Annotated in this window: 24 protein-coding genes, 1 tRNA gene and 1 pseudogene; 6 read left to right on the forward strand and 20 right to left on the reverse strand. The window is 69.1% G+C overall.

All coding sequences use genetic code 11. From position 1 onward, the window contains the following. Positions 1–179 precede the first annotated feature (179 nt). The 4 genes from ACWCXB_RS07455 to ACWCXB_RS07470 all read right to left on the reverse strand — a co-directional run bounded on the left by ACWCXB_RS07455 (position 180) and on the right by ACWCXB_RS07470 (position 5,953). Entirely contained in the window at positions 180–1,853 is a 1,674-nt protein-coding gene (locus ACWCXB_RS07455) for an AMP-binding protein (protein WP_450720108.1), read from the reverse strand. A gap of 35 nt (positions 1,854–1,888) precedes the next feature. After that, positions 1,889–2,476 (reverse strand): lytic polysaccharide monooxygenase auxiliary activity family 9 protein, encoded by a 588-nt coding sequence (locus ACWCXB_RS07460; protein ID WP_450719975.1) that lies wholly within the window; start codon positions 2,474–2,476, stop codon positions 1,889–1,891. A 158-nt stretch (positions 2,477–2,634) separates the two neighbouring features. Further along, a complete protein-coding gene (locus ACWCXB_RS07465) occupies positions 2,635–4,506 on the reverse strand; it encodes an SPFH domain-containing protein (RefSeq protein WP_450719977.1) in 1,872 nt (623 codons plus the stop codon). A gap of 46 nt (positions 4,507–4,552) precedes the next feature. Beyond that, the gene (locus tag ACWCXB_RS07470) at positions 4,553–5,953 is read right to left on the reverse strand and encodes a peptidoglycan-binding protein (RefSeq protein ID WP_450719979.1); all 1,401 of its coding nucleotides are present in this window, start codon (positions 5,951–5,953) and stop codon (positions 4,553–4,555) included. Between the two features lie 148 nt (positions 5,954–6,101). On the opposite strand from ACWCXB_RS07470, the gene ACWCXB_RS07475 reads away from it, so the two are divergent. Together ACWCXB_RS07475 and ACWCXB_RS07480 are read left to right on the forward strand one after the other, a co-directional pair. Then, a tRNA-Lys gene (locus ACWCXB_RS07475) sits at positions 6,102–6,175 on the forward strand. A 123-nt stretch (positions 6,176–6,298) separates the two neighbouring features. Next, positions 6,299–6,730, forward strand: coding sequence for a helix-turn-helix domain-containing protein (locus tag ACWCXB_RS07480; protein ID WP_450719981.1), 432 nt, complete (start codon positions 6,299–6,301; stop codon positions 6,728–6,730). A gap of 17 nt (positions 6,731–6,747) precedes the next feature. Here the strand turns inward: ACWCXB_RS07480 and ACWCXB_RS07485 are convergent, their stop codons facing one another. The 7 genes from ACWCXB_RS07485 to ACWCXB_RS07515 form a co-directional block, all read right to left on the reverse strand. Then, entirely contained in the window at positions 6,748–6,996 is a 249-nt protein-coding gene (locus tag ACWCXB_RS07485) for a hypothetical protein (protein ID WP_450719983.1), read from the reverse strand. A gap of 15 nt (positions 6,997–7,011) precedes the next feature. Then, positions 7,012–7,308 (reverse strand): IS3 family transposase, encoded by a 297-nt coding sequence (locus tag ACWCXB_RS07490; RefSeq protein ID WP_450719985.1) that lies wholly within the window; start codon positions 7,306–7,308, stop codon positions 7,012–7,014. Beyond that, positions 7,308–7,601: a transposase gene (locus ACWCXB_RS07495; protein WP_450719987.1), complete on the reverse strand. Its 294-nt coding sequence runs from the start codon at positions 7,599–7,601 to the stop codon at positions 7,308–7,310. The genes ACWCXB_RS07490 and ACWCXB_RS07495 overlap by 1 nt, the downstream gene beginning before the upstream one ends. A gap of 133 nt (positions 7,602–7,734) precedes the next feature. Then, the gene (locus tag ACWCXB_RS07500) at positions 7,735–8,421 is read right to left on the reverse strand and encodes a hypothetical protein (RefSeq protein ID WP_450719989.1); all 687 of its coding nucleotides are present in this window, start codon (positions 8,419–8,421) and stop codon (positions 7,735–7,737) included. A gap of 58 nt (positions 8,422–8,479) precedes the next feature. Next, entirely contained in the window at positions 8,480–10,126 is a 1,647-nt protein-coding gene (locus ACWCXB_RS07505) for a hypothetical protein (RefSeq protein ID WP_450719991.1), read from the reverse strand. 265 nt (positions 10,127–10,391) lie between these two features. Beyond that, positions 10,392–10,607 carry a hypothetical protein gene (locus tag ACWCXB_RS07510; protein WP_450719993.1) on the reverse strand — a complete coding sequence of 72 codons (216 nt, stop codon included), beginning with the start codon at positions 10,605–10,607 and terminating at the stop codon, positions 10,392–10,394. Between the two features lie 30 nt (positions 10,608–10,637). After that, positions 10,638–10,853 carry a hypothetical protein gene (locus ACWCXB_RS07515; RefSeq protein WP_450719995.1) on the reverse strand — a complete coding sequence of 72 codons (216 nt, stop codon included), beginning with the start codon at positions 10,851–10,853 and terminating at the stop codon, positions 10,638–10,640. 343 nt (positions 10,854–11,196) lie between these two features. Between ACWCXB_RS07515 and ACWCXB_RS07520 the strand changes: the two genes are divergently transcribed. Both ACWCXB_RS07520 and ACWCXB_RS07525 read left to right on the forward strand, forming a co-directional pair. After that, positions 11,197–11,457, forward strand: coding sequence for a hypothetical protein (locus ACWCXB_RS07520; RefSeq protein ID WP_450719997.1), 261 nt, complete (start codon positions 11,197–11,199; stop codon positions 11,455–11,457). A 392-nt stretch (positions 11,458–11,849) separates the two neighbouring features. Then, the gene (locus tag ACWCXB_RS07525; protein WP_450719999.1) at positions 11,850–12,179 is read left to right on the forward strand and encodes a hypothetical protein; all 330 of its coding nucleotides are present in this window, start codon (positions 11,850–11,852) and stop codon (positions 12,177–12,179) included. A 98-nt stretch (positions 12,180–12,277) separates the two neighbouring features. On the opposite strand, the gene ACWCXB_RS07530 is transcribed toward ACWCXB_RS07525, so the two are convergent. After that, positions 12,278–12,538 (reverse strand): hypothetical protein, encoded by a 261-nt coding sequence (locus tag ACWCXB_RS07530; RefSeq protein WP_450719997.1) that lies wholly within the window; start codon positions 12,536–12,538, stop codon positions 12,278–12,280. A gap of 244 nt (positions 12,539–12,782) precedes the next feature. Further along, on the reverse strand, positions 12,783–13,193 hold the full coding sequence (locus tag ACWCXB_RS07535; RefSeq protein ID WP_450720001.1) for a helix-turn-helix domain-containing protein: 411 nt from the start codon (positions 13,191–13,193) through the stop codon (positions 12,783–12,785). Positions 13,194–13,711: 518 nt separating this feature from the next. Here ACWCXB_RS07535 and ACWCXB_RS07540 point away from each other — a divergent pair. After that, positions 13,712–15,661: a glycosyltransferase family 2 protein gene (locus ACWCXB_RS07540; protein ID WP_450720003.1), complete on the forward strand. Its 1,950-nt coding sequence runs from the start codon at positions 13,712–13,714 to the stop codon at positions 15,659–15,661. Then, positions 15,658–17,610 carry a galactose oxidase-like domain-containing protein gene (locus ACWCXB_RS07545; protein WP_450720005.1) on the forward strand — a complete coding sequence of 651 codons (1,953 nt, stop codon included), beginning with the start codon at positions 15,658–15,660 and terminating at the stop codon, positions 17,608–17,610. Before ACWCXB_RS07540 ends, ACWCXB_RS07545 begins: the two co-directional genes overlap by 4 nt. Positions 17,611–17,664: 54 nt before the next feature. On the opposite strand, the gene ACWCXB_RS07550 is transcribed toward ACWCXB_RS07545, so the two are convergent. The 7 genes and pseudogenes from ACWCXB_RS07550 to ACWCXB_RS07580 form a co-directional block, all read right to left on the reverse strand. Next, entirely contained in the window at positions 17,665–18,684 is a 1,020-nt protein-coding gene (locus ACWCXB_RS07550; RefSeq protein ID WP_450720109.1) for a glycoside hydrolase family 6 protein, read from the reverse strand. 87 nt (positions 18,685–18,771) lie between these two features. Beyond that, positions 18,772–19,455 (reverse strand): class F sortase, encoded by a 684-nt coding sequence (locus ACWCXB_RS07555; protein ID WP_450720006.1) that lies wholly within the window; start codon positions 19,453–19,455, stop codon positions 18,772–18,774. Between the two features lie 5 nt (positions 19,456–19,460). Next, a pseudogene (locus ACWCXB_RS07560) lies at positions 19,461–19,655 on the reverse strand (hypothetical protein); the annotation flags it as partial. An 866-nt stretch (positions 19,656–20,521) separates the two neighbouring features. Beyond that, complete coding sequence (locus tag ACWCXB_RS07565; protein ID WP_450720008.1) at positions 20,522–21,301, reverse strand: HAD-IIA family hydrolase; 780 nt, start codon at positions 21,299–21,301, stop codon at positions 20,522–20,524. A 111-nt stretch (positions 21,302–21,412) separates the two neighbouring features. Then, the gene (locus ACWCXB_RS07570) at positions 21,413–22,474 is read right to left on the reverse strand and encodes a 2-aminoethylphosphonate ABC transporter substrate-binding protein (RefSeq protein ID WP_450720010.1); all 1,062 of its coding nucleotides are present in this window, start codon (positions 22,472–22,474) and stop codon (positions 21,413–21,415) included. An 83-nt stretch (positions 22,475–22,557) separates the two neighbouring features. After that, positions 22,558–23,355 (reverse strand): ABC transporter permease, encoded by a 798-nt coding sequence (locus tag ACWCXB_RS07575; RefSeq protein WP_450720012.1) that lies wholly within the window; start codon positions 23,353–23,355, stop codon positions 22,558–22,560. Next, complete coding sequence (locus ACWCXB_RS07580) at positions 23,342–24,136, reverse strand: 2-aminoethylphosphonate ABC transporter permease subunit (protein WP_450720014.1); 795 nt, start codon at positions 24,134–24,136, stop codon at positions 23,342–23,344. The genes ACWCXB_RS07575 and ACWCXB_RS07580 overlap by 14 nt, the downstream gene beginning before the upstream one ends. Between the last annotated feature and the right edge of the window lie 21 nt (positions 24,137–24,157).

The following is a 24,157-nucleotide window of genomic DNA, read 5'->3' on the forward strand; positions in this document are numbered from 1 at the left end:
GGCCCGCCCTGCGGCCCGGACCATGGCCCCTGGGGGCGTCCCCGGGGTATGGCCGGCCCTACCCCGGGGGGCCTGCCTCATGGTCTGTCGCGCTCACCGCCTACATGGTGGAGCCGGACGGCCCCTGGGACAGGCAGGTGCGGTCGGGAGGTGCCAGTCCTGTTCGACGTCCAGGACCTTCACCGCCCCAGCAGCTCCAGCCTCGCGTGCCGTTCGTACTCACGCAGCAGCGCCGCCACATCCTCGACCGTCAGGACGCGGTAGTGCGCCTCACCCGCCGGGCGCCACCAGATCGGGTCGGAGCAGCGGAAGGACTCGCGGCGCAGGGCGGCACGGTGGATCTTGTTCGTGGCGGTGACCGGGAGGCGGCGCACGATGCGCACGAAGCGGGGTGCCATCTTGGTGCCCAGGTCGGACTGGGCGGCGAGGAAGGCCCCGAAGGCGGCCGCGTCGAAGTCGATGTCGTCGCGCACAGCGAGGGCGGCCATGACCTGGTCGCCGGAGACCGGGTCGGGGACGGCGTAGACCGCGGCGCCCGCGGCCCGGTCCCAGCGGGCGAGGATGTTCTCGATCACGGCCGCCGCGAGGTTCTCGCTGTCGACGCGGAGGCGGTCGTCCGTGCGGCCCGCGAAGTACAGGAAGCCGTCCGCGTCGCGGAAGAATAGGTCACCGGTCCAGTACCAGCCTCCCCGCACGCGCGCCGCGTCCGCCTCGGGGTTGCGCCAGTAGCCCTCGAAGGGGTTGCGGCCGCGGTTGACCAGTTCGCCTATCGCCCGGTCGCCGTTGAGCAGGCGGCCCTCTCCCGAGAAGCGCGCCGCCTCGCACTCCTCGCCCGTCGACGGGTCCACCACCGCGAGGTCGTCCCCGGGCGCCGCCCGTCCGACCGCACCGCGCGGTGTGCCGGGCGTGCGCTGGACGGCCGCGCCGCCCTCCGACGATCCGTAGCCCTCGACGAGCCGCACCCCGAAGCGCTCCTCGAAGCGGGCCGCATCCACCGCCCCCGCCTCCGTGCCGAAGCCGAGCCGCAGGGAATGCGAGCGGTCGTCGTCCCGCCGCGGCGTGGCCAGCAGGTACTGGACCGTCCGCCCGACGTACGTGAAGTACGTGGCGCCGTAGGCACGTACGTCGGGGAGGAAGCCCGACACGGAGAAGCGCCGCCGCAGCGCGACCGACGCGCCCGCCACCAGCGCGGGCGCCCAGTCCGCGATCACGGCGTTCCCGTGGAACATCGGCATGCAGAGGTAATGGACGTCGTCCTGCCGCACGCCGAAGTGCGCGACGAGCGACGCCCCCGCCGCCGCCAGCCGCCCCTGGCTGCAGATCGCGGCCTTGGGCGCACCGGTCGAGCCTGAGGTGAAGTAGAGCAGCAGCCGGCTGTCGGGCCGCACCGGGCGGCCCGACAGGGCGACGGCCTCGCCGGGCTTCGCGCCCTCGTACGACGCGAGGAGGTCGGCGTAGGCGTCGGCGTCGGTCACCAGCACCCGCACGCCCGGCAGTTCGAGACCGTCGAGCAGGGGAAGGTGCGCGCGCTCGGTGACCAGCACACGGCAGTCGGTGTGCAGGATGTCGCGGGCGAGTTCGGCGCCCCTGCGGGTCGGGTTGATGCCCGCGACGGCGGCCCCGGCGAGGGCCGCCGCGCTGATCCAGAGCGGGAACTCGGGGGTGTTGTCGAGCAGGATCCCGAGGTGCGGCTCAGCGCCCCGGGGCAGCAGTTCCGCGAGCAGCGCGGCCCGCGCGGCGGCGCCGGAGGCGACCTGGTGGTGGCTGAGGACGAGATCCTCGTGTCTCAGCCCGGTCCTGTGGTCGCCCCACTGGCGCTGCACGAGCTCCGCGACGGTCGTGGCACCGGTCATCCCGCCCATGGCGCCGAACGGTAGCTGACTGCTCGTCAGAACTGAACATCCGAGCAGGCGTAGAAGGCGTTCGCGGTGTCATGGATGGTCCACACCGCGAGGATCAGATGGCGGCCGGACTTCGCCGGGAGCGTGCCGGAGTGGGTGAGTGTCATCGGCGGCTGCTGGCCGTTGTAGGGGATGGTCAGGAACGGCTGGGGGTCGAGGGCCGCACGGGTGAGCGGCTGGCTCGGGTTCCACCCGTTCCTGGTGATGAAGTACTTGAAGTCGGTGGTCCTGTGGTTGGCCGTGAACTGCCACCGGAAGGTGTAGTTCTGCCCCGACGAGACCTTGGTCGTGGGCCAGGCGCCGCCGCGCGGGTCGTCGAGCTGCGCGAAGCGGCTGTTGCCGCCGGCGCAGATCGTTCCGTCGGCCGGGCCCGCCGCCGGGAAGCCCTTGGGGCCCTCGACGCTCTGGGGTTCCCACTGGATCTCACCGCAGTTGGTCACCGTGCCGTTGGCACAGAGTTTCTGACGGCTGATCGGGGAGTCGGTGTAGCCGTGGCTGCTGGCGCTGCCGGTGGCGAGGAAGGAGGTGCCCGCCACGGCGAGGCCGACCATGGCCGCGCCTATTCGCTTTCGCATGCTGTCGCTCCTGGAGAACGTGGGGGAGTTCTACGAGCCGTGCTGTGCGTTGCGGTGTGGTGCGGTGATGCGGTGGTGCGGGTGCTTGTGCGGTCGTGCACATTCCGGTCTAGACCAAGTCTCAGATTATTGGCGAACGTTGAACATGTCCAGACCAATCAAGGGCCTTCCGTACTGCCCGCGCGTGCCGTGCAGAAGGCCACGGTCAGGTCCCGGACGAGGGCCTTGCGCTCGTAGTCGTCGAGCTCCACGAGACCGCGCATGGTGAGCCGTTGCACCGTGTCGTCGACCGCGTCCACCACCGACGTCAGCACGGTGTCCCGGTGCTCGGCCTCGATGGCTGCGATACGGCGCCGGCGCATCGCGGCCGCGACCTCGGGGGCGTACTCGATACGCGTCGGCTGAGCGGAGAAGATGTCGATGCCGACCGGGACGCACTCCGCCGACAGGGTCTTCGTCAGCGCGTCGCCCACGGCTTCGGCGTTGCGGAGGGTGGGCGCGTCCTCGTGGAACGCGTCCGTGGGGAGCTGGGAGAGCACCCGCGCCATCGCCGCCTCCACCTGTTCCCGCAGATACGCCTCGTGGTCCGCGACGGACAGCACGGCGCGCGCGGTGTCCTGGATCCGCCATACGACGAGCACGACGGCCTGCAGCGCGGTGCCGTTCGCGTCGACGGCCGGCATGGGCTCGCTGCGCCAGTGACGGAGGCGTACGTCGACGCTTCGGCGGAGGAGGAGCGGGCTTACCCACATGAGACCGCTGCGGCGCACGCTCCCGCGGTACTCGCCGAACAGTGTCAGGACCCAGGCGTGGCCGGCCTGGCCGCGGCCGAGGCCGCCGAGGGAGAACAGCGCGAAGAACACGGAAACGGCGAGCAGTACCCACTGGCCGGTGCCGATGCCGTGGTACCGGCGCGGGCTCAGCCCGAACAGCTCGGTCAACCTCGCCGGGAAGGCCCCGGCCCAGTGCAGCACGGCCGCGCACCCGGCGAGCGCGACGACCCCGACGAGCAGGGCGGTCCACCCGCGCAGCACGGGTCCCGGCCGCTCGCGCAGCTTCGGGTCCGCGGGCGGCGCGGGCCGCCGGCTCGGCGCGACGACGAGCAGCCGGGGCGCGGGCGCGGACCGGCGGCCGGAGGGAACGATGGGCGCCATGGCGACGGTGTCGGGTCCCCCGTCGTCGTCCTTCCCGCCGAAGCCGTTGACGACGCCGTCCTTGCCGGCACCGTCTTTCCCGGCACCGTCCGTCCTGGCACCGTCCTTCCTTGCGACGTGCGCGACGGCGTCCCCCGCACCCGCAACGTCTCCGGGGACGTCCCGGAACAACAGGTGCAGGGGAATCGCCCCGGTCGCCTCGGCCCCGATCACGACCGTGCGACGCCCCGCCGTCGCGGGCGCGGGCACCGCCGATGTGCCGGCGGTTTCGTCCACGGCCTCCCGCCCTGACGGCTCCCACGGCACATCCAGCATCTTCACTCCAGGGTCTCCGCATCCGTCCGACGCATCGTCAGTCTCCGGCCCGGCGCAGGCTCCCCCGCCGTCCGAGCCCATCGCGCCCACCTTGCCCACCGCGCCCACCGGGTCGACCGGCGCGTCGTCGCGCCGGAGGGCAGCGCCCGCTCCTTCCCGTACGCCGCAGGCGTCAACCCGCGTACCACCTGGCGCCGGCACATCGTCACCGAGACCGGCGCCGACACCGTCACCAGGAGCGGCACGCTCGCCGCCGTCGCAGTCGCAGTCGGGCCGCCCCGCAGCCAGACCCCCCACCGGCTCCCAGGTCCACATGGGACCAGGGCCGCTGCCGGTGTAATCCGGCGCCGCCCCTGGGTCGGGTGGTTCGGCGAGCCTGGGGCCGCCGGTCGCGGACGCGGTCGCGCACGCGGGGGCAGGGGCGGGGGTGGGGGCGGGCGCCGACGTTTCCGTACTGGTCGCGCCCGGGTCGAGGGCCGGGAGCGAAGGCTCCTGCGGACGAGGAAGGCCGGGCGGCAGCGGGGCCGCAGTGTCCTGGGAGTTGGGGGTCGTGGGGGTCACCGGGGACGCCTCCTCGGGGTTGTGGCGTGGTCTGGGTGGCGGCGGATCATGAGAAGAGCCGTCGCCAGGTCTCGGGGCCGGGGTAGCCGTCGGCCGCGCCGCCGCGCCAGCCCTGGGCGCGCTGGAACGCCTCGACGTTGCGGCGGTCCTCCTCGGTCCACCGCCGGTCGGGCTCCTTGGTGTAGTGCTTGCCGAAGCCCCGCTCCGCCAACTGGCGGCCGAGCTCCTCCACATGTGCGTTCGACTGGCCGGGGCGGAAGTAGGCGCGGCCGGGGTAGCCCGGCACCCGCGCAGACGCGTTGGCGCGGGGGATGTCCTTGCCCGTGACGTTGGCCAGTAGGCGCCAGGTCTGCGGGCCGGGCATACCGTCCGCCTCCTTGCCCTTCCAGCCCTGCGCACGCTGGAACGCCTGGGTCGCCCGCCGGTCCGCCTCGCTCCAGCGCGGGCCCGGGCCCCTGGTGTAGTAGCTCTTCGCGCCCCACTCCACGAGCAACCTCCCGAGCTGGGTGACGTGCTTGTTGTTCGTGCCCTGCCCCCAGTAGTCGGCGCCGGGGAAGGCCGTGGCCGCAGCACTCGACCCGTCGGCCGTCGCGGTCGCGCCGATGACACCTTTGTAGCGGTATGCCACATATAGGTCAGAGTTGTTCCAGTACGCCATCGGCGTGGCCTGCCTACGGGCGTGCGGCTTCGCCTGTTCGTAGGCGATGTAGTACGTGTGCGTGTAGTCGGTCCAGCCGCCGAAGATCGTGACGTGCGAGCCCTTGCCCGGATCGGCGGGATTGTGGAACAGCAGGATGTCGCCGGGCTGCAGATCCTTGCGGTCCACCCGGACCCCGTACTGCGCCAGGCTTCCGGTCCATTCGTTGTTCGCCAGGTTCCACGCCATCGAGACATAGCCCGAACAGTCCTGCCGGTAGCCGTCCGACCAGTACGCGTTCATGGAGTACGGCACCTTGGCGTCCACCCAGCGCCTGGCCCGGTTGATGATGTCCGCGCGGGTCGTCCTGCGGAGCTCGGGCGCCGGCGCCCCGGCCGGGCCGGTCGTGGGACCGGGGTCCGGGCCGGTCGTGGAATCGGGGTCCGGGCCGGTCGTGGGACCGGGGTCCGGGCCGGTCGTGGGACCGGGGTCCGGGAAGCCGTGCAGCGGGCCCTGCCCACCCTGCGGGGTGTCCAGCTCGGGCTCGGGATCCCGGGCCGTGACCGGGCTGTCGGGCGCCGGTCCGCCGGGCGGGGACACCTCAGCCCCGGCCACCGTGCCGCCACCGCCCAGCACCACGCCCGCGGCGGTGGCCAGGACCAGCGCGCGCCTGGCTCCGTGCACGAAGGGGTGCACCCCTGCGCGTACCGACAGGGCGTACGCGCGGGCTCGCGCGCGCCGCTCCTGGGCGCATCCGGCACAGGGGCAGTCGATCGGCGGCTCGTACTCCTCGAAAGCCGGAACGGTCATACGGCGGCCCTTCCACCTGTCCTAAGTGTCCTGACAAATCGCATTTTGACTGATCAAAGCGAAAAAACGACCATCCGACAGGCCGGAACAGGAAAGGAAATGGTCAGGAGCACCCCAGGACGTCGGGTAGAGTTCTCCAGGTCAGCAGGCGCCGCTAGCTCAGTTGGTTAGAGCAGCTGACTCTTAATCAGCGGGTCCGGGGTTCGAGTCCCTGGCGGCGCACGAGCGATTAGGTCGCTGACCTGGGCGTTCTCGGTATCCGAGGACGCCCTTTCGCGTTTGTCCGGGATAGACTCGACCCCGCCCGTACGCGTCAACCCGTCGCTAGCAGGAGAGAACCCTCCCGTGGCCAACGCACTGCAGGAATTGGTGAAGAGCCGGCTGGAGCAGCAGGGCTGGTCCTACGGCGACGTGGCCCGGCGCGGCGGCATCCCGCGTTCCACCGTGCATCACCTGGCCACTGTCGAGCGGGTGACCCGCATGCCGCAACAGACCACCCTCGAGGGCCTTGCCAGGGGGCTGGAGCTGCCCCTTGACTCCGTACGCAGGGCCGCGGCCGAGGCCTGCGGGATCCACCTCTACTTCGAGGAGCCGGCCGACACCACGGCCGACCCCGAGGTCGCCACCCTCATCGCCAGCGTCCAGCGGCTGTCCGTGACCGACCGCCGACACGTCACCGCCCTCATCGAATCCCTCCTGCGCAACGCCTCCGACCCCGACACCGATTCCGGTTCCGAGGCCGACTCCGGCTCCGGCTCCGGCTCCGGCTCCGGCTGAGCAGAACTTTCGGACGTTCACCGCTCACTCAGGGCCCGCAGCCAGCTGATCACGGCGTTCACTGTCTGGTAGTCGAGCTCGGCGATTCGGGCGACGGCTTGGGCGTCGGTCAACCGTACGGGGAGGCATGCCGCATCCAGCGCACAGTGCAGCATCACCTGGTGCGCCTGCGTTGCCGGCAGGTCCTCCCCCACGCGCAGGTAGGGGCGCAGGAATGCGGAGATGGGCAGCGGTTGCGTCGGGAATGTCGGATATTCCATGATCATGCTCCGATTGCTCGCTCATTCACCACGAAGCCTCGAAGGCCCGCCGGCACCCTGGATGCCGGCCCGGCGCATCAGGAGCTGCACCGTTCCGTGGCTGACCGCGATGCCGTGTCCGAGGGTCAGTTCTTCGTGAATGCGCCGGTATCCATAGGTCCCGTGCGAAGCGGCGTGGATCGCGGTGATGACTTCGGTGAGCCAGGAGTGGCGGACGGACCGTGCGGAGGGAGGGCGGGAGCGCCAGGTGAAGTACCCGGACTCGGTCACTCCCAGGACGCTGGTGGCGATCCGCACGGACAGGCCCTCGCAGGCCATCACGTGTACCGCCCCGAATCGCCTTTTGGGGACGTCGCGTCACACAGCAGCTCGGTCGCGCGCCGAAGGACGGCGAGCTCGCTCTCCAGCTCGGTGATGCGCTTGTGTGCGGCCTTGAGTTCGGCCCCGGCGTGCGGGACGGACCGCCCGCTCCTGAGGTGCGGCAGGTACCTGCGCCGCCACTGGTAGATCGTCCGCTCCTTGAGGCCGAGATCGACGGCGACCTTCTTGACGGGCTCGCCTACGGCGAGCAGGTCGAGGGCCCTGCGACGCAGCTCGGGTGGGTAGCTCATGGATGGTCATCCCTCCGGAAGACGGGAGACGAGGTCCATCTCCCGGCTCGGGGAACAGATCCCCGAGCCGGGAGATGCCGAGGTTCGGTACGGAGGTGGCGGCGCCCGTCCGGACCGATCGGACGGACAGGACCTAGTCGATGTGACGCCGCATGGTGACGGTCGGCCGGAAGCTGCTCAGCGGGTTCACGTCCGCGCCGCGCGGCGCGGCGGCCACCGCCTCCCTGAGAAGGGTCACGACTTCGGCGGCAAGGGAATCGGCGCGTGCCTTGACGACGTGGATCGCCTCGCGGCTCCGCTCCAGTTCGCCCAGCCGCTCTTCGAGCAGGGCGAGTTCGTTCCGCGCCGCGCGGCTCAGGGTGAACGAGTACGGGGTGGAGACGATGAACTGATAGGCGCCGGCGAACGTCTGGCAGCCCTCGCAGTGGTCGTTGACCGCACGGCTGGTGTTCGTGGCGTTGAGGTGCGTGACGGTACCGGTCGTGGTGACGACCTGGAAGGACAGGGCGATCGATCGGCACGGGTCGTCGAGCGAGCAGCCCACGGAGCGGGCTTCCGCCCTGTTGCGCGCACCGACGCCGACGCGCGCTCCGAGCTCATGGATCGCGAACTCGTCGTCGTAGTCGACGCGATGCCTTGGGGTGGCCTTCGCGCGCGCTTCGTCCACTGCGATGCCGACATGGCGGGTGACCTTCGATGCGGACGATGTCGCTCCGGCCGGGCTCGCGGTGGCGAAGCCGGCCATGCAGGCGGCGGCCAGCATGCCGAACCGCGCGACTTTGCGGCCGGCTTGGCTGGTGCGTGGCTTTCGGTGCGTCACTGGGTGCTCCTTTGCGGACGTACGGGGAGGGTCGAGGGTTCTCGATGGGGAGGTGGGGCTATCGGCCCACCGGGGTGCTCGATGACTCCGAGGGGGTCACCGAGGACGAAGGGGATCCGGACGTCGTGGCGCTCGGCGTCCCGGGCGAGGAGCTGACGTCGGCCGACGGCGACGGTGACGCCGAGGTACGGCTGTTGCTCGGCGTCGGGCTCGTCTGCGTGGGCTTCGGACCGGTCTGCAGGAGGCTCGCGGACGGGGAGCCGCTCGCAGTGGGGGTCTCGCCGGATGCGCTGACGTCGGAGGTGGGCGCGGGCGGAGTCTCCGCGGGAGGCGAGCTGGTGAGAACGGACGACTCCGGCGGGTCAAGGCTCGGCCGCTCTGCGGCGGGAGCCGGTGCCGTCGGACGGATCACGGGGACGCCGGGCTGGAGGATGGGGGTGATGGGCGGCTGCCGCGGCAGCACCTCGGGGGTCATACCGCCCAGCCACGCCGCGCAGAGTGCGCCGGCCCCCGCCACCACGCCGCCGCAGATGGCCAGGCGCAGCCGGGTGTTGCCCTCCGTGGCGCGGAGGGTGGCCCTCACGAGTCGCCCCACCAGGCGTACGGTGAGATACGCCGCGCCGGCCAGCGGACAGATGAGCATGAAACTTCCGACGACGCCGACGAGTCCCGCGGCGATCTGACCGTCGAGGAAGGCGAACCAGGTCCCGCCCAGCTGCTCCGCCAGGGAGCGCAGGCTGGTCACGAGCAGACGCGGGAGGTTCCACAGGACATAACCGAGCTCGGCGGCGATCAGCGGCACCATGGTCAGCACCCAGATCGTGACGGTGATCCTCGCGGGGCGCTTGAGCGCGGCCACCTCCGGAGGCACCGGACGGCCCGGCCGCATGCTCCGCAGGATGGGCTTGATCTTGCCGAAGAGGTCGGGAATTCCGGCGAGGTCTCCGAGGATGTAGTAGCCGTCCAGCCGGACCACCGGCAGCAGCTGCTCGATGATCTCGAAGTGCACCAGGTAGATCGCGGCGAGAAAGAACGGCTGACCCGTGAGGAAGTACGCGCAGGCGAGCCCCAGCACGAAGACGATGTTGAAGTAGATCCCACCCAGGTCGGTCCGGATCCGGCCGGCCCGCCCGATGCGGTAGACATCGGTGACTTCGGTGTACATCGACGGCCAGATCAGGAAGAGACCGCACCCGATGCTTCCCGGTCTCGCGCCCCCGTATCTGCACGCCGAGGCGTGGCCGAATTCGTGGAAGACCAGCGAGGCCACGATCAGCACGAAGACGGCAAGCATCAGCACCGGCTGCTCGAGCACCTGCAGCACCGGTTGCATGGCTCCGTGAACGGCGAAGAGCCAGAAGTCCATGCAGAGGGCTGCCAGCAGCACCAGAACCACCACCGGTGGCCGGTGCAGCCATGCGAGCGCCTTCGCGATCCGGGCGACCTGCTGCTCGTGGAAGATCACCCGATGGCCCTTGAGGACCAGGAGGAGATCGGTGGTGGGGCCGGCGACCTGGTCGCTCTCCTGGCCGAAGGGGACGGTGACACCGAGCGGTTCGAGCTTCTGCTCAATGAGGTACTCGATGTTGTCCGCACTGACTTCACGCCCGAAGCGGCCACTGACCCGGTGCGAGATGGCCTCGGTGTCCCGTACGCCGTCGACGGCTTCGGTCACCAGGTAGAGCAACCGGGACAGCTGTACCACCTGCCCGTCTCCGCGACGGACGAGATACTTGCGTTCCGTGGAACCGGATCCCTGGTATTCGCCGAGGAGTTGAAGTCCCGCACCGAGTCGCGGAACGGGAAACAGTATCTCCGTGTATTCATACGAGGGAAACGTTTCGTCCGGGTCGCAGGCCGCCGCCCCCACGGGACCGGGGTGAACCCTTTGGCTTTCGGTCACCGCCCTGCTCTTCCTCCCGGTGCGGACCGCGCCCCCAAGAACGCGGCCCGCACACTTCCGGGCGTTGTTACTGGCTGATGCTGATGGACTGGGTGGCCTCGGACGCCGCGATGGCGTCCGGGGAGTCGAAGTTGGCCGCGAGCGACTCGTTGTGGGCGTTGACGTAGGCGATGCGCTCCGTCACGTTCGTGGTCCTGGTGAAGTTGAACCGGAGCCGGCCCAGGGCCTCGCGACCGGGCAGCAGCTCCGCGGCGGCCTCGGCATTGAGCTGTTCGTTGTTCATGGTGAAACCCTTCTTGGAATGAAGCGCCCGCTACTGGCTGACGCTGATGGACTGGGTGGCCCCGGATGACGCGATGGCGTCCGGGGAGCAGACGTTGGCCGCGAGCGACTCGTTGTGGGCGTTCACGTAGGCGATGCGCTCGCTCACGCTCGTGGTCCTGGTGAAGTTGAACCGGAGCCGGCCCAGGGCCTCGCGACCGGGCAGCAGCTCCGCGGCCTCGGCGTCCAGCTCTCGAATGCCAAGCATGGTGGGGTCCTTTGCACGAAGGGCATGGACGGACGGCATCCGATCCCGAACGCGTCCATCCATGCCGGACGATCTGTCTGACGAGATTGGACAGTAGGGCGCCGGACCACTCCGGACAAGCGACTCGCACATCCCGCTCGCCGCCGGATACGTCGCACATCCACGGAAACAGCAGGTGGGAGAGGTGGCGGGCGAGGTCGCATCAGACGTCGACGCGCGCGCAGCCTCACCCGATCGGCCCAATCCGGCGCATTCCAACAGGCAACGCCAGGGCCCCCGATGGCTATTGTCTCGTGGCTCGAGGCGGGTGGACCGCCCGAAATCCTCCGCGAGAGGGGTGCACGTGCTTGTCGTCCCAGGAGCGTTCGCGACCGCCGTCGTCCGCGACAGGACGGGAGAGCCGGTGGTGCTGCTCTCCGGTGAACTCCCCTCGGCCCTCACCCCGTCCGGCGTCAACGAGCTGCTGAATCTGGCCGCCGCCGTGCTCAACGCGGAGGAGCTGGCGCTGTTCCGCAGTTGCCTCGCGGCGCTGCGCTGCGGCGAAAAGCTCGAGGAAAGGCGTATCGAGGTGAGCGGGGCCGTGCTGACCATCTACCGCAGCTGACCACGGAACCGGCTATGCAAAACACGGGGCGGAATATCGTTCGACACCGGGACTTCCAGCGGTCCAGTCCCACGCGAATGACAAAGAAGGTGAATTCTTCAGCGCATAACGCGGTGCACCGCCGAAGCCTTTTTCGCACATTCACCACAAGCCGCAACCCGCCCACAACACACCGCAGTTGAGTCACCCTGGCGAGTGTTTCCCGGCACCGTCTCCGCACGTCCTTGAATCCTCACGAAGCAAAGCTCAGGGCGGGTTTTCGGTGTACCTGGGTCAGAAATCGGTCATGCGCCGACAAGCCCTCACGACCCGATCGCACCAATGAACCGAGTACGGGTTCCGAGTAATGTCCGGAGGGCCACCAGAAATCCATCGAAACAAGGAGAAACGTGGTGAAAACATTTGCGCGCGCCGCTGCGACGGCGGCCTTGGCCGTGACAGCGGTCGTCATTCCCCTGACGGGCACGGCCATGGCCGCCCCCGCCCATTCATCAGTGACCGCGCACAGCGTCCGCGACTTCGACGACCGGTGCAGCAACTTCGGTCAATGGCACCACAGGCACAGCACCTGGGAACGCCGCTGGAACCGGTGGGGCGATGACTGCCGCCACCGCTGGGACCGCCGCAGCGCGCACAGGACGTCCTGGCACACCTACGGGAGGTACGGCAACCACGACTGGTACGGGTGGGACTACGAGAGGGATTGCTATCGCCGCTTCTGATCCGGCTTGATTCGGTCTTGCTTGATCCGGTCTTGCTCCGGCCGGAACCGAGCTTGGGCTCCCGGGAGAACTCCCGGGAGCCCTCGGCTGTTCCGTGGTCAGCTGCGGTAGATGGTCAGCACGGCCCCGCTCACCTCGATACGCCTTTCCTCGAGCTTTTCGCCGCAGCGCAGCGCCGCGAGGCAACTGCGGAACAGCGCCAGCTCCTCCGCGTTGAGCACGGCGGCGGCCAGATTCAGCAGCTCGTTGACGCCGGACGGGGTGAGGGCCGAGGGGAGTTCACCGGAGAGCAGCACCACCGGCTCTCCCGTCCTGTCGCGGACGACGGCGGTCGCGAACGCTCCTGGAACGACAAGCACGTAGTACCCCCCTCTCACGGAGGCCTCGGGCGGTTCATCCCACCCGCGGGGGAGAGGATAGCCCCAATCAGGCCTATTTCTTGCCTGATCTACTGTTTCGCCGGGACATATGCATCACTGGATATGTCATGGGCCCCGCCGACCTGAAGTCTGCGATCTTCATGGACATATGACGCACAGCCAGAGACCTGGAGGTTGGGCGGCACATCAGGTGACACCGACCGCCGACGACGGCCATCACCGGTCAAGAGCGCTCGCGGGAACGGGTGTCGGCGCCGGTGTCGGGGTCGGAGGCGTTGCGCAGGAGGGATTCGATGAGGGCGGTGACGTGTCGGCGGTCGGTCACGGACAGCCGCTGGACGCTGGCGATGAGGGTGGCGACCTCGGGGTCGGCCGTGGTGTCGGCCGGCTCCTCGAAGTAGAGGTGGATCCCGCAGGCCTCGGCGGCCGCCCTGCGCACGGAGTCCAGGGGCAGCTCCAGCCCCCTGGCAAGGCCCTCGAGGGTGGTCTGTTGCGGCATGCGGGTCACCCGCTCGACAGTGGCCAGATGATGCACGGTGGAACGCGGGATGCCGCCGCGCCGGGCCACGTCGCCGTAGGACCAGCCCTGCTGCTCCAGCCGGCTCTTCACCAATTCCTGCAGTGCATTGGCCACGCGAGGGATTCTTCCTTCTGACACGTCGGTTGGCCAAAACTCTCGTAACTGACTTGCAGCGAGGCGCCGGACAGGCTAGCGTCCAATAAGTCCGGACGATCCGTCCGAGAGCGTTGGACGCTATGTTCCACAGCCGCCGCTGCGACACAGCTCATAGGTTCAACGCTTCGCGCCCAGGTGGGTCACGGCCCGGCGCCGGGCGCCCTTGCGATCACGACCTCTCTCCGAGAACCTGTCCTGGAGTCCGCCGCCGCCCATGGGGAGGCAGCGGACTCGAACAGTTACCACTTGGGGCGGTTCGAGGGGGATTCTCCGGTTGCACCGACCGCAGGGTGGGGGCCCTGTTCGCGAACAGATGTCCGGGCCGGGCATCATGCAACCGGAAGGCCGCCATCTCATGTCTATGGGGACGGGGGCCTGCCATTGACGCGTCCGGGACGGCTGGTCGAGGGGGACCGGGGGTCCGGGCGCAGAGACCGTACGATCACGCAGCCAGCAGGCATGCGGGGGGATGACTCATGACGTCGACGCCGACCGGCGCCCGGCAGCAGGACAACGACCCATCCCGGACCACTCAGCTTCGGGTTCCCCCGCAGCTCCGAGCAGCCGGGTCCCGGTTGCGCCCGAAGAAGACGGCGCTTCCGCGGTACGACTACGAGCACTACAGCCGGCTCGCCGGCCCCCTCACCCAGCCCGACCCGTCGAAGCCGTACACGGTGCAGTACCGCTCGCTGCTCTCGCAGGAGCCGCACCGCGTCCGGGCCGCGCTGCTCCTGGGCGCCGCACCGCTGGTCTCACTGGGCCTGTTCGCCTGGCTGATGCAGCCTCAGCACTGGACCGAGCGCGACCCGAACCTCAAGAACGACCTGCTCCTGTGGCTCGACATCGTCATGCTCGTCTCGATCGGCCTGATCGAGCTCTTCCGGACGATGAACGTGCTGTCCAACGCGCACGCGACCCTCGTCGCCCGTGACCCCGTCCCCGTCGTGCCGGAGCACGGCACCCGGGTCGCCTTCCTCACCTCCTTCGTCCCGGGCAAGGAGCCCCTGGAGATGGTGACGAAGACCCTCGAGGCGGCGGTGAAGATCCGCCACCGCGGGTTGATGCACGTCTGGCTGCTCGACGAGGGCGACGACCCGGCCGTCAAGGAGGTCTGCGCGCGCCTCGGGGTGCACCACTTCTCCCGCAAGGGCATAGCCAAGTGGAACCAGGCGAAGGGCGCCCACCGGGCCAAGACCAAGCACGGCAACTACAACGCCTGGCTTGAGGCTCACGGCGGGGACTACGACTTCTTCGCGTCCGTCGACACCGACCACGTGCCGCTGCCGAACTACCTGGAGCGGATGCTCGGCTACTTCCGCGACCCGGACGTCGGCTTCGTCATCGGCCCGCAGGTCTACGGAAACTACGACACCTTCGTCACCAAGGCCGCCGAGTCCCAGCAGTTCCTCTTCCACGCACTGATCCAGCGCGCGGGCAACCGCTACGGCGCCCCCATGTTCGTCGGCACCTCCAACGCCGTCCGGATCAAGGCGATCAAGCAGATCGGCGGTCTGTACGACTCGATCACCGAGGACATGGCGACGGGCTTCGAGATGCACCGGGCCCGCAACCCCGAGAGCGGCAACAAGTGGCGCTCGGTCTACACCCCGGACGTGCTCGCCGTCGGCGAGGGCCCGAGCGCCTGGACCGACTTCTTCACCCAGCAGCTGCGCTGGTCGCGGGGCACGTACGAGACGATCCTCAAGCAGTACTGGAGGGGCTTCGGGACGCTGCCGGCCGGGAAGCTCTTCAACTACACGATGATGATCATCTTCTATCCGATGTCCGCCCTCAACTGGATCCTGGCGGCGCTGAGCTGCGCCCTGTTCCTCGGCATGGGCGCCTCGGGTGTGCAGATCGACCCGGCGATCTGGATGATGCTGTACGGCAACGCGTCGGCGCTCCAGATCGGCCTCTACATCTGGAACCGCCGCCACAACGTCTCGCCGCACGAGCCGGAGGGCTCCGGCGGCCTCGCCGGCATGGTGATGTCCGCGCTCTCCGCGCCGATCTACGCACGCTCCCTGATGGACGCCGTACTGCGCCGCAAGAGCAAGTTCGTCGTGACCCCCAAGGGCGACTCGTCCAGCCCGGACACCCTCTTCGGCACGTTCCGGATCCACCTCTTCTTCATCCTGGTCTTCGGCGGCTCGCTCGCGGCCTCGTTCTTCAACGGGCACGACCACCCGGCGATGATCACGTGGGCGTCCCTCGCCCTGCTGATCACAGCGGCGCCCATCTTCGCCTGGCGGTACACCGTCCGCGCGGAGAAGAAGAAGCGCAACGCGCAGCCGCCCGCCGGAGACGGCACGCACGGTCCGCAGGGCCCGCAGCCGCCCCCCGGCGCGCATGAGCCCCAGCAGCAGCCGCATTGGGCCCCGGCGGACCAGACCATGCAGATCGCCCTTGGGGGACGTAAGAAATGAGCGCACTTCCCGTCCGGCCGAACTACCGCAAGAACCGGGCCCGACGGATCCTGATCGGCGTGGCCGTGGTGGCAGTGGTGGCCGGCTTCAACGGCCCCGCCCTCTACCGCTACGGCTCGGCGGAGTACCACGAGTACAAGATCAACCGCCCTGAGTACAAGGCGGCGAACGGCCACTGGGACTTCCTCGACGTCCCGTCCGAGTACCGGATCAACTCGATCCACGCCGCCCTGCTGCACACCGGCAAGGTCCTGCTGATCGCCGGCTCGGGCAACAACCAGAAGAACTTCGACGCGAAGAAGTTCGAGTCGGTGCTGTGGGACCCGAAGACGAACGACTTCAAGCTGATACCGACGCCCAAGGACATGTTCTGCTCCGGGCACACGCAGCTGCCCGACGGCAAGCTGCTGGTCGCGGGCGGCACCAAGCGGTACGAGAAACTGAAGGGCGATGTCTCCAAGGCCGGCGGCCTGATGATCGTCCACAACGAGGACCCGGACAAGCCGATCACGCTGCCCGCCGGCACGAAGTTCACCGGCAAGAAGAACGGCAAGACGTTCGTCTCCAAGGACCCGGTGCTGGTCAAGCGGGCGAAGAAGGTCTTCGACCCGGCGACCGGCAGGTTCCTGCGCACCGAGGCGGGCCTCGGCCGGATCTACGTCGAGGCCGAGGAGTCCGGGAAGACGCACGAGACGGGCACCGAGGACAACTACCGCGTGCACGGCCTCAAGGGCTCCGACACCCGCAACGTCTACGGCATCGCGCAGAAGCTCGCCCTCGACAAGAAGGACTTCCAGGGCATCAAGGAGGCCTACGAGTTCGATCCGGTCGCCGAGAAGTACATCAAGGTCGACCCGATGAACGAGGCCCGGTGGTACCCGACCCTGACCACGCTCAAGGACGGAAAGGTCCTCTCCCTCTCCGGTCTCGACGAGATCGGGCAGATCGTGCCCGGCAAGGACGAGATCTACGACCCGGAGACGAAGACCTGGGAGTACACGGGCATCGAGCGGCGCTTCCCGACCTACCCGGCGATCTTCCTGATGTCCAACGGGAAGCTCTTCTACTCCGGTTCGAACGCCGGGTACGGTCCGGCCGACATCGGCCGTGACCCCGGCATCTGGGATCTGGAGACGAACGACTTCGAGAAGATCCCGGGGCTGAGCGACCCGGACAAGATGGAGACCTCGGCGACGGTCATGCTGCCGCCCGCCCAGGACCAGAAGTTCATGGTCATCGGCGGCGGCGGCGTCGGCGAGTCCGAGAAGTCCAGCAAGAAGTCCCGGCTGGTCGATCTCAAGGACTCGAACCCCCGCTTCAAGGACGGCGCTTCACTCGACAAGGGCACCCGCTATCCGAGCGCCTCGCTCCTCCCGGACGACAGCGTGCTGGTCACCGGCGGCTCCGAGGACTACCGCGGACGCGGCGGCTCCAACGTCCTGGAGGCGCGGACGTACGACCCGAAGAAGGGCACGTACACGCGTGTGGCCGACCCGCGGGTGGGGCGCAACTACCACTCGGGGTCGGTGCTGCTGCCCGACGGTCGACTGATGATCTTCGGCTCCGACTCGCTCTTCGCCGACGACGCCAACACCAAGCCGGGCGTCTTCGAGCAGCGGATCGAGATCTACACGCCGCCGTATCTCTACCGGGACGGACGGCCGGAGATCAGCGGCGGGCCGAAGAGCATCAAGCGCGGCAAGTCGGGCACGTTCAAGAGCCCGCAGGCGGCGAAGCTGAAGACGGCGAAGCTGATGCGGCCGAGCGCGGTGACGCATGTGACGGATGTCGACCAGCGCTCGATCGCGCTGGAGATGACGAAGACGGCGGACGGTTTCGAGGTCACCGTGCCGAAGAACCGGTCCCTGGTGCCGTCGGGGTGGTACATGCTCTTCGTCACGGACGACAAGGGCACCCCGTCCGAAGGCGTGTGGGTGGAGGTGCCGTAGGCCCCTGCCCGGCCCCGTACGGACTCCTCGGGAGCCTGCACGGGGCCGGGGCGCCTACTTCGTGTTGCGCGCCAGCTCCAGCGCGTACTCCGGATACCAGTCCCCCGCCTTCGGCCCGCCCTTGCAGTCCCCGTCCGACTCCCCCGGCCGCTTGACCCACAGATACGCGTCGACGAGCGGATCGCCCGTCTTCGTCGTGGGCGGCTCACCGAGCGCACGCCCCGGCGGGTTGCACCAGTTCTCCTTCGGATCGCCCTGCGTGTACGGCCCGTTGCCGTTGCGGCTGGTGTCGACCACGAAGTGCTTGTTCCCCACCTTCGCGGAGAGCTTCCTGCCGAAGTCCTTGCTGGCCTCGATGGTCTGGAAGTTGGAGACATTGACCGCGAAGCCGTCGGCCTTGGCGATACCCGCCCACTGGAGCGGCTCGAAGAGGGAGTCGGGCTGGGACCAGCCCGCGTTGCCCGCATCCAGGTAGACCTTGGTGGCGGGCTGCTGCTTGAGCCGCTCGATGGCGCCCTTCAGCAGATCGTAACGCTCCTCGTGGAACTCGTCCGGCGTGCAGCCGTCCACGAGGTGCAGGACGGCGTCCGGCTCGAGGACGACCGTGGCGCGCCGGTCGCCGATGCCCTTGGCGACCTTGTCGACCCACTCCCGGTACGCGTTCCCGTCGGCGGCGCCGCCCTTGGAGAACTGTCCGCAGTCGCGGTGCGGGATGTTGTAGAGCACCAGCAGGGCGTCCCGGTCGGCCTTCTCGGCAGCCTCCGTGAATCCCTTCGCCTCGGCCTCCGGATTGTCCGGGCCGATCCATTCGCCGACCGGCTGCTCCGCGATCTTCCTGATCAGCTCGGCGTTCTTGTCGTCGCCTCCGTCGAGATACGAGGCGACCTGCCTGGCGGCCTTCCCGTCGGGATTGACCCAGAACGGGTCGGTCCCCTTCGGCTGCTGGGCGATCGACGCCCGATTGTCACCGCCGCCGTCACCGTCACCGTCGGCGGACGAACACCCCGCCAGCAGCAGCGCGGCGCCCGCGGCGGCCGCTCCCCAGCGGGCACGCCCGACGTAACTGCCGTACATCCACTCCCCCTTGGTGCACTGTCGCACGATGTCGAGGCCACCCCCCAGGCGCCCCGCTCCCGGACAAGACCGGGCGAATCCATCCTGTCAGATCCCGCGGGCGTCCGTCAGATACGCCGACACCACCACGTTCGCCGTGTATGACCCCGACATGCGGTCGTAGGTTCCACCGCAGGTGATCAGCCTCAGTTCCGCCCTGCCCGGCTGCCGGGCCCCGTACACCTTCTGCGCGTCGAACCGGTCCCGGCGGAAGACCTGCACATCGTCGATCGTGAACTCGGCGACCGAGCCGTCGGTCCGGGTCACCCGGACCTTCTGGCCGGGACGGGCCGCACTGAGCCCGTAGAACACGGCCGGCTTGGTCTTGGTGTCGACATGGCCGACGAAGAGCGCCGCGCCCTCGGTCCCGGGCAGGGTGCCGGTGCCGAACCAGCCGACGGTCTGCGGCATGGCGTACGGCGGCGGATCGACCGCTCCCGTCGCGTCCAGGCCGCGGGCCACGACCGGGGCTGTGATCCCTATCGAGGGGATCTCCACCTTGCTCGGCTGGGAGGGCTTCAGCGGGTCGCGGGCGGGCGGCAGCGGTACGCCGGGGGGCCGGCCGACTGCGGCCACATCGCCGGTCGTGGGGGCCGAGGTGCTGCCGGGGCCTTCGGTCGCCTCGCGCCCCCACAGCCACAAGGCCAGCAGCAGCACGGCCCAGGCCACACCCGTGAGCAGCCTGCCGGTGCCCGACGTACGGCCGCCGGAACCACCGTCACCGGGTTCCATGGCGGTCAGTCCGTGTCCGCCGGGCCCACGCGCCGACGCCGTGTGCTGCGGAACGCCACGGCCACCGCGGCCACGCCCGCGAGGACCAGTCCGATCACGGTGTGGGGAGTGCCGGGACCCTGCTGGTCGGCCCGCTCGGCCTCCTCGGAGGCGAGGGACGTGGCGGTACCGCCGCCGCCGGCCCGTACCGGGGCGTAGGGGGTGTCGTCAGGATCGGGAACCAGGGTCTGGTCGTGGTCCTGGCCCTCGTCCTCGTCCTCGTCGTCGTCCTCGTCGCTCTGGCCCTCGTCGTGCTTCTTGCCCTGGTCGTGGTTCTGATCCGACTTGCGGCTGTCGTCCTTGCGGCCGTCGTCGCGCTTGCCGCCCTCGTCCTTGTCGCCCTTGCCGCCCTTGTCCTTGTCTTTTTCCTTGTCCTTGTCCTTGTCCTTGTCCTTGTCGCCCTTGCCGCCGTCGTCCTTGCGGCCCTCGTCGCGCTTGTCGCCCTCGTCCTTGCTGCCCTTGTCCTTGTCGCGCTTGTCCCCGTCGTCCTTGCCGCCCTCGTCGCGCTTCTCGCCCTCGTCGTCGCGCTGCGTGGTCTCCGCCCGGTTCTCGGCGCCCTGCTGGGCGACGGTGAGCGTGCCCACTCGGGTGAGGTGGTTGCCGTCGCACGTGACGCTGATGTCGTACGTACCGGCGCCGACGCCGGATCCGATCGTCGTCTCCCCGAAGAGGGAGCTCTGCGGCCCCACGCTGCCGGACAGCTCGGCGTCGGCGACGAAGGCCCGGGACCTGGCGGTGCCCGTCGCGCCCGGGCAACCGGTGACATGCAGCTCCACCTCACCCCCGGGTCTGGCGGAGGTGGGGCTGACCCTTGCCTTGGTCTGCCCGCCTTCCTCGGCGTACGCGAGCCCTGCGGCGGGTGCCAGCATCAGAACACCGGTGGCCGCCCCCACCACACGGAGAGCAATCGGAACAGAACGCATTGTGAACCTCCTGGTATCAGCAGATTCACGCGGTTTGCCCGTTTCCGCATCTCCAGGAGACCCGGATGGGTCATCGCCGGGAGACGCCGGGAGCCCCCAGCAGGTCAGATGCGGTCGACCAGATCGGCGATCGAGTCGACCACGTTCGACGGGCGGAACGGGTACCGGTCGATGTCCTCCGGTGCCGTCAGGCCCGTGAGCACGAGGAAGGTCTCCATGCCCGCCTCCAGCCCCGCCAGGACGTCGGTGTCCATCCGGTCCCCGATCATCGCGCTGGTCTCCGAGTGCGCCCCGATCGCGTTCAGGCCCGTGCGCATCATCAGCGGGTTCGGCTTGCCCGCGAAGTACGGGGCCTTGCCGGTGGCCTTGGTGATCAGCGCGGCGACCGAGCCGGTTGCGGGCAGCGGGCCCTCCGGGCTCGGACCGGTCTCGTCCGGGTTGGTGCCGATGAAACGCGATCCCGCGTTGATCAGCCGGATGGCCTTGGTGAGGGCCTCGAAGCTGTACGTACGGGTCTCGCCGAGGACGACGTAGTCCGGCTCGTGATCCGTGAGGACGTAACCGATGTCGTGCAGCGCCGTGGTCAGCCCCGCCTCGCCGATGACGTACGCCGTGCCGCCGGGACGTTGGTCGTCCAGGAACCGGGCGGTGGCCAGCGCGGACGTCCAGATGTTGTCCACGGGCACGTCCAGGCCCATGCGGGCGAGCCGGGCGTGCAGGTCACGGGGGGTGTAGATGGAGTTGTTCGTGAGGACCAGGAAGGGCTTCCCGGTCTCGCGGAGCTTCTTGATGAAGGAGTCGGCGCCCGGGATCGGAACGCCTTCATGGATGAGAACACCGTCCATGTCGGTGAGCCAGGATTCGATCGGCTTGCGCTCTGCCATGGGCGTACTCCTGCTGGGTGCGGAGGTGCTGATGGGGCGCCGCCACAACGATGTACCGGCGCCCCCCAGCCTAATCAGGAAGACGTGACCTTGACCCCGGTCGGTCCACCTTCAGCTGCCGGTCGCGGTCTTCCACGAGTCGACGTACTTCTGGAGGTTCTTGTCGATGTCCTTCCAGTCCGGCTCGAAGACCTGGACGCCCTCCAGGATCTTCGCCAGCTCGATCGCGTTGGCGTCGGTCGCCTTGACGTCGCTGCGCGCGGAGAAGCCGCCGCCGATCTCACTGACCTGCTTCTGGGCCTTCTCGCTCAGCAGGTAGTCGAGGAGCTTCTTGCCGTTCTCGGTGTGCGGGGCGTCGTCGACGAGGCCCGCGGCGTACGGGAGGGCGAACGTGGTGGGCCGGCCGCCCTGCTTCGCCGGGAACCAGATGCCGAGATTCGGCATGGACCTGGACTGGGCGAAGTTCATCTGGACATCACCGTTGGCGACGAGGATCTCGCCCTTGTCGACCTTGGGGGCGAGCTTGGAGGTGGAGGAGGACGGGCCGACGTTGTTGGCCTGGAGCTTCTTCAGGTAATCCATCGCCGGCTCTTCGCCGCCGAAGTCGTGCATCGCCTTGATGACGACGGCGGTTCCGTCGCCCGCGACACCCGGGGTGGAGTACTGGAGCTTGTCCTTGTACTTCGCGTCCAGGAGCTCTTCCCAGGTCTTCGGCGCCTGGGCCAGCTCCTTCTTGTTGAAGACGAAGCCGAAGTAGTTGTTGACGACCGAGGTCCACTTGCCGTCGCCGGACTTGTCGGCGCCGTTGACCTTGTCGGAGCCGGCCGGCTCGTACGCCTGGAGCAGCCCCTTGGAGTCGGCCTGCTGGATGAACGGCGGGAGGGTGACGAGCACGTCGGCCTGCGTGTTGCTCTTCTCGCGGGCGGCGCGCTGCACCATCTCGCCGGAGCCGCCCTCGACGTACTTGACCTTGATGCCGGTCTCCTTCTCGAAGTCCTTGAAGACCTGGTCGTACCAGCCGTCGCCGTTCTCGCCCTTGAGGCCGTCGGCGCTGTAGACGGTGACGACCTTCTCGTCGGAGGCGGCGGAGTTGCCTCCGCAGGCGGTGAGGCCGGCGGCGAGGGCGAGGCTGCCGGTGACGGCGGCGGTGACCGTGGTGAGGTTGCGACGCATGACGATGTACAACTCCTTGCGAATGAGGGGAACGAGGGGAACGGGGCTAGAGGGGAATCAGCGGAATGGGCGGATCCACCGGATCAGCGGTAAGAGGCTTTGGTGCGGATACGGGAGACGGCGAGCAGGACGAGCAGCGTCGTGGCCATGAGGACCACGGCGACGGCTGAGCCGGTGAAGAGGGAGCCACGGTCGGTGGCGGTGAAGATCAGCACCGGAAGTGGCATCCAGTCCGGCGGGTAGAGCATCATCGTCGCGCTCAACTCGCCCATGGACAGGGCGAAGCAGAGCCCTGCGGCCGCGTTCAGCGACGGCAGCAGCAGCGGGAGCTTCACTCGCCACAGGACGTACGAGGGGCGCGCGCCGAGGCTGGCCGCCGCCTGTTCGTACATCGGGTCGAGACGCAGGATGGCCGCCGAAACCGACTGGTAGGCGAACGCCGTGACAAGAACGGTGTGCGCGAGGATCACGATCCAGCGCGTGCCGTTGAGGAGCATCGGCGGCTGCGAGAAGGCGACCAGTACGGCGAGGCCGACGACCACGGACGGTACGGCGACCGGCAGCATGAACAGCGCATCGAGGACGCGGCGCCCACGCCTGTTGAGCGAGGCGGCGGCGAGAGCGGCCCACGTGCCGACGGCGAGCGCGAGCGCGCTAGCCGTCACCGCCGTGATCAGGCTGGTGGTCAGGGCCTGGAGCGACTCGCCGCGGACGGCCGCCGTGTAGTGCTCGGCTGTCGGTCCTGAGGGGAACGCCCCTGACCAGTTGGTCGAGAGCGACGCCGCGACGATGACGAGGAGCGGCAGCGCGAAGAGCGGCAGGAAGAGGGCGAGGAACAGGGCCCAGGTGGCCCACTTGCCCGTACGGCTATGCACCAGCACGGCGGCTCACCACCCGGTAGATCCCGTAAAGCCCCACGGAAATCGCGATGTTGACGACGGCGACCACGCAGGCGGCCGCGTAGTCGGATTCGAGGATCGCCTTGCTGTAGACGAGCATCGGGAGCGTCGTGACGCCCTTGGCTCCGGTGAACAGCACGATGCCGAACTCGTTGAGGCACATGACGAGGACGAGGCTGCCTCCGGCGGCGAGCGCCGGGAGGGCCTCGGGCAGGATCACCTGCCGGATGATCCGGGCCGGCCGCGCGCCCAGCGAGGAGGCGACCTCCAGCTGTGCGGTGTCGAGCTGCGAGAACGCGGCGAGGAGCGGGCGCATCACGAAGGGCGTGAAGTACGTGATCTCCGCGAGGAGCACGCCCCAGGGTGTCGTCAGGAAGTGGAACGGACCGCTCGGCGCCCCCGTGACGTCCGTCCACAGGCCGTTGGCCATGCCGACGGTGCCGTAGATGAACAGCAGCGCGAGCGTGATCAGGAACGACGGGAAGGACAGGAACACGTCGATGAACTTCGCGACCGCCCTGCCGCCGGGGAACGGCACGAACGCGATGATCAGCGCCAGCGTGAACCCGAGCACGAGACATCCGGCGGTCGCCCCGACGGCCAGCCACACGGTGGTGGTGAGCGCCTCACGGAAGGCCTGCGAGGCGAAGACGCCGGCGTAGGCACCGGGGGCGAGGGACTCCTGGACGACGAGGGCGAGAGGGTAGAGGAACACCACCCCGAGCACAGCGACAGGGGGGAGAACCCACAGCGTTGTGGGCATTCGTTCCGCGAGGGCGGAACG

The organism is Streptomyces sp. NPDC001514 (assembly GCF_053597075.1).

Excerpts from the sequence above, each read along its gene's own strand:
- ACWCXB_RS07540 (WP_450720003.1), top strand. The coding sequence starts at position 13,712 with ATGACGTCGACGCCGACCGGCGCCCGGCAGCAGGACAACGACCCATCC.
- ACWCXB_RS07455 (WP_450720108.1), bottom strand. The coding sequence starts at position 1,853 with ATGACCGGTGCCACGACCGTCGCGGAGCTCGTGCAGCGCCAGTGGGGC.
- ACWCXB_RS07470 (WP_450719979.1), bottom strand. The coding sequence starts at position 5,953 with ATGACCGTTCCGGCTTTCGAGGAGTACGAGCCGCCGATCGACTGCCCC.
- ACWCXB_RS07565 (WP_450720008.1), bottom strand. The coding sequence starts at position 21,301 with ATGGCAGAGCGCAAGCCGATCGAATCCTGGCTCACCGACATGGACGGT.
- ACWCXB_RS07460 (WP_450719975.1), bottom strand. The coding sequence starts at position 2,476 with ATGCGAAAGCGAATAGGCGCGGCCATGGTCGGCCTCGCCGTGGCGGGC.
- ACWCXB_RS07515 (WP_450719995.1), bottom strand. The coding sequence starts at position 10,853 with ATGCTTGGCATTCGAGAGCTGGACGCCGAGGCCGCGGAGCTGCTGCCC.
- ACWCXB_RS07550 (WP_450720109.1), bottom strand. The coding sequence starts at position 18,684 with ATGTACGGCAGTTACGTCGGGCGTGCCCGCTGGGGAGCGGCCGCCGCG.
- ACWCXB_RS07490 (WP_450719985.1), bottom strand. The coding sequence starts at position 7,308 with ATGGCCTGCGAGGGCCTGTCCGTGCGGATCGCCACCAGCGTCCTGGGA.
- ACWCXB_RS07510 (WP_450719993.1), bottom strand. The coding sequence starts at position 10,607 with ATGAACAACGAACAGCTCAATGCCGAGGCCGCCGCGGAGCTGCTGCCC.
- ACWCXB_RS07545 (WP_450720005.1), top strand. The coding sequence starts at position 15,658 with ATGAGCGCACTTCCCGTCCGGCCGAACTACCGCAAGAACCGGGCCCGA.
- ACWCXB_RS07485 (WP_450719983.1), bottom strand. The coding sequence starts at position 6,996 with ATGATCATGGAATATCCGACATTCCCGACGCAACCGCTGCCCATCTCC.
- ACWCXB_RS07570 (WP_450720010.1), bottom strand. The coding sequence starts at position 22,474 with ATGCGTCGCAACCTCACCACGGTCACCGCCGCCGTCACCGGCAGCCTC.
- ACWCXB_RS07580 (WP_450720014.1), bottom strand. The coding sequence starts at position 24,136 with ATGCCCACAACGCTGTGGGTTCTCCCCCCTGTCGCTGTGCTCGGGGTG.
- ACWCXB_RS07495 (WP_450719987.1), bottom strand. The coding sequence starts at position 7,601 with ATGAGCTACCCACCCGAGCTGCGTCGCAGGGCCCTCGACCTGCTCGCC.
- ACWCXB_RS07555 (WP_450720006.1), bottom strand. The coding sequence starts at position 19,455 with ATGGAACCCGGTGACGGTGGTTCCGGCGGCCGTACGTCGGGCACCGGC.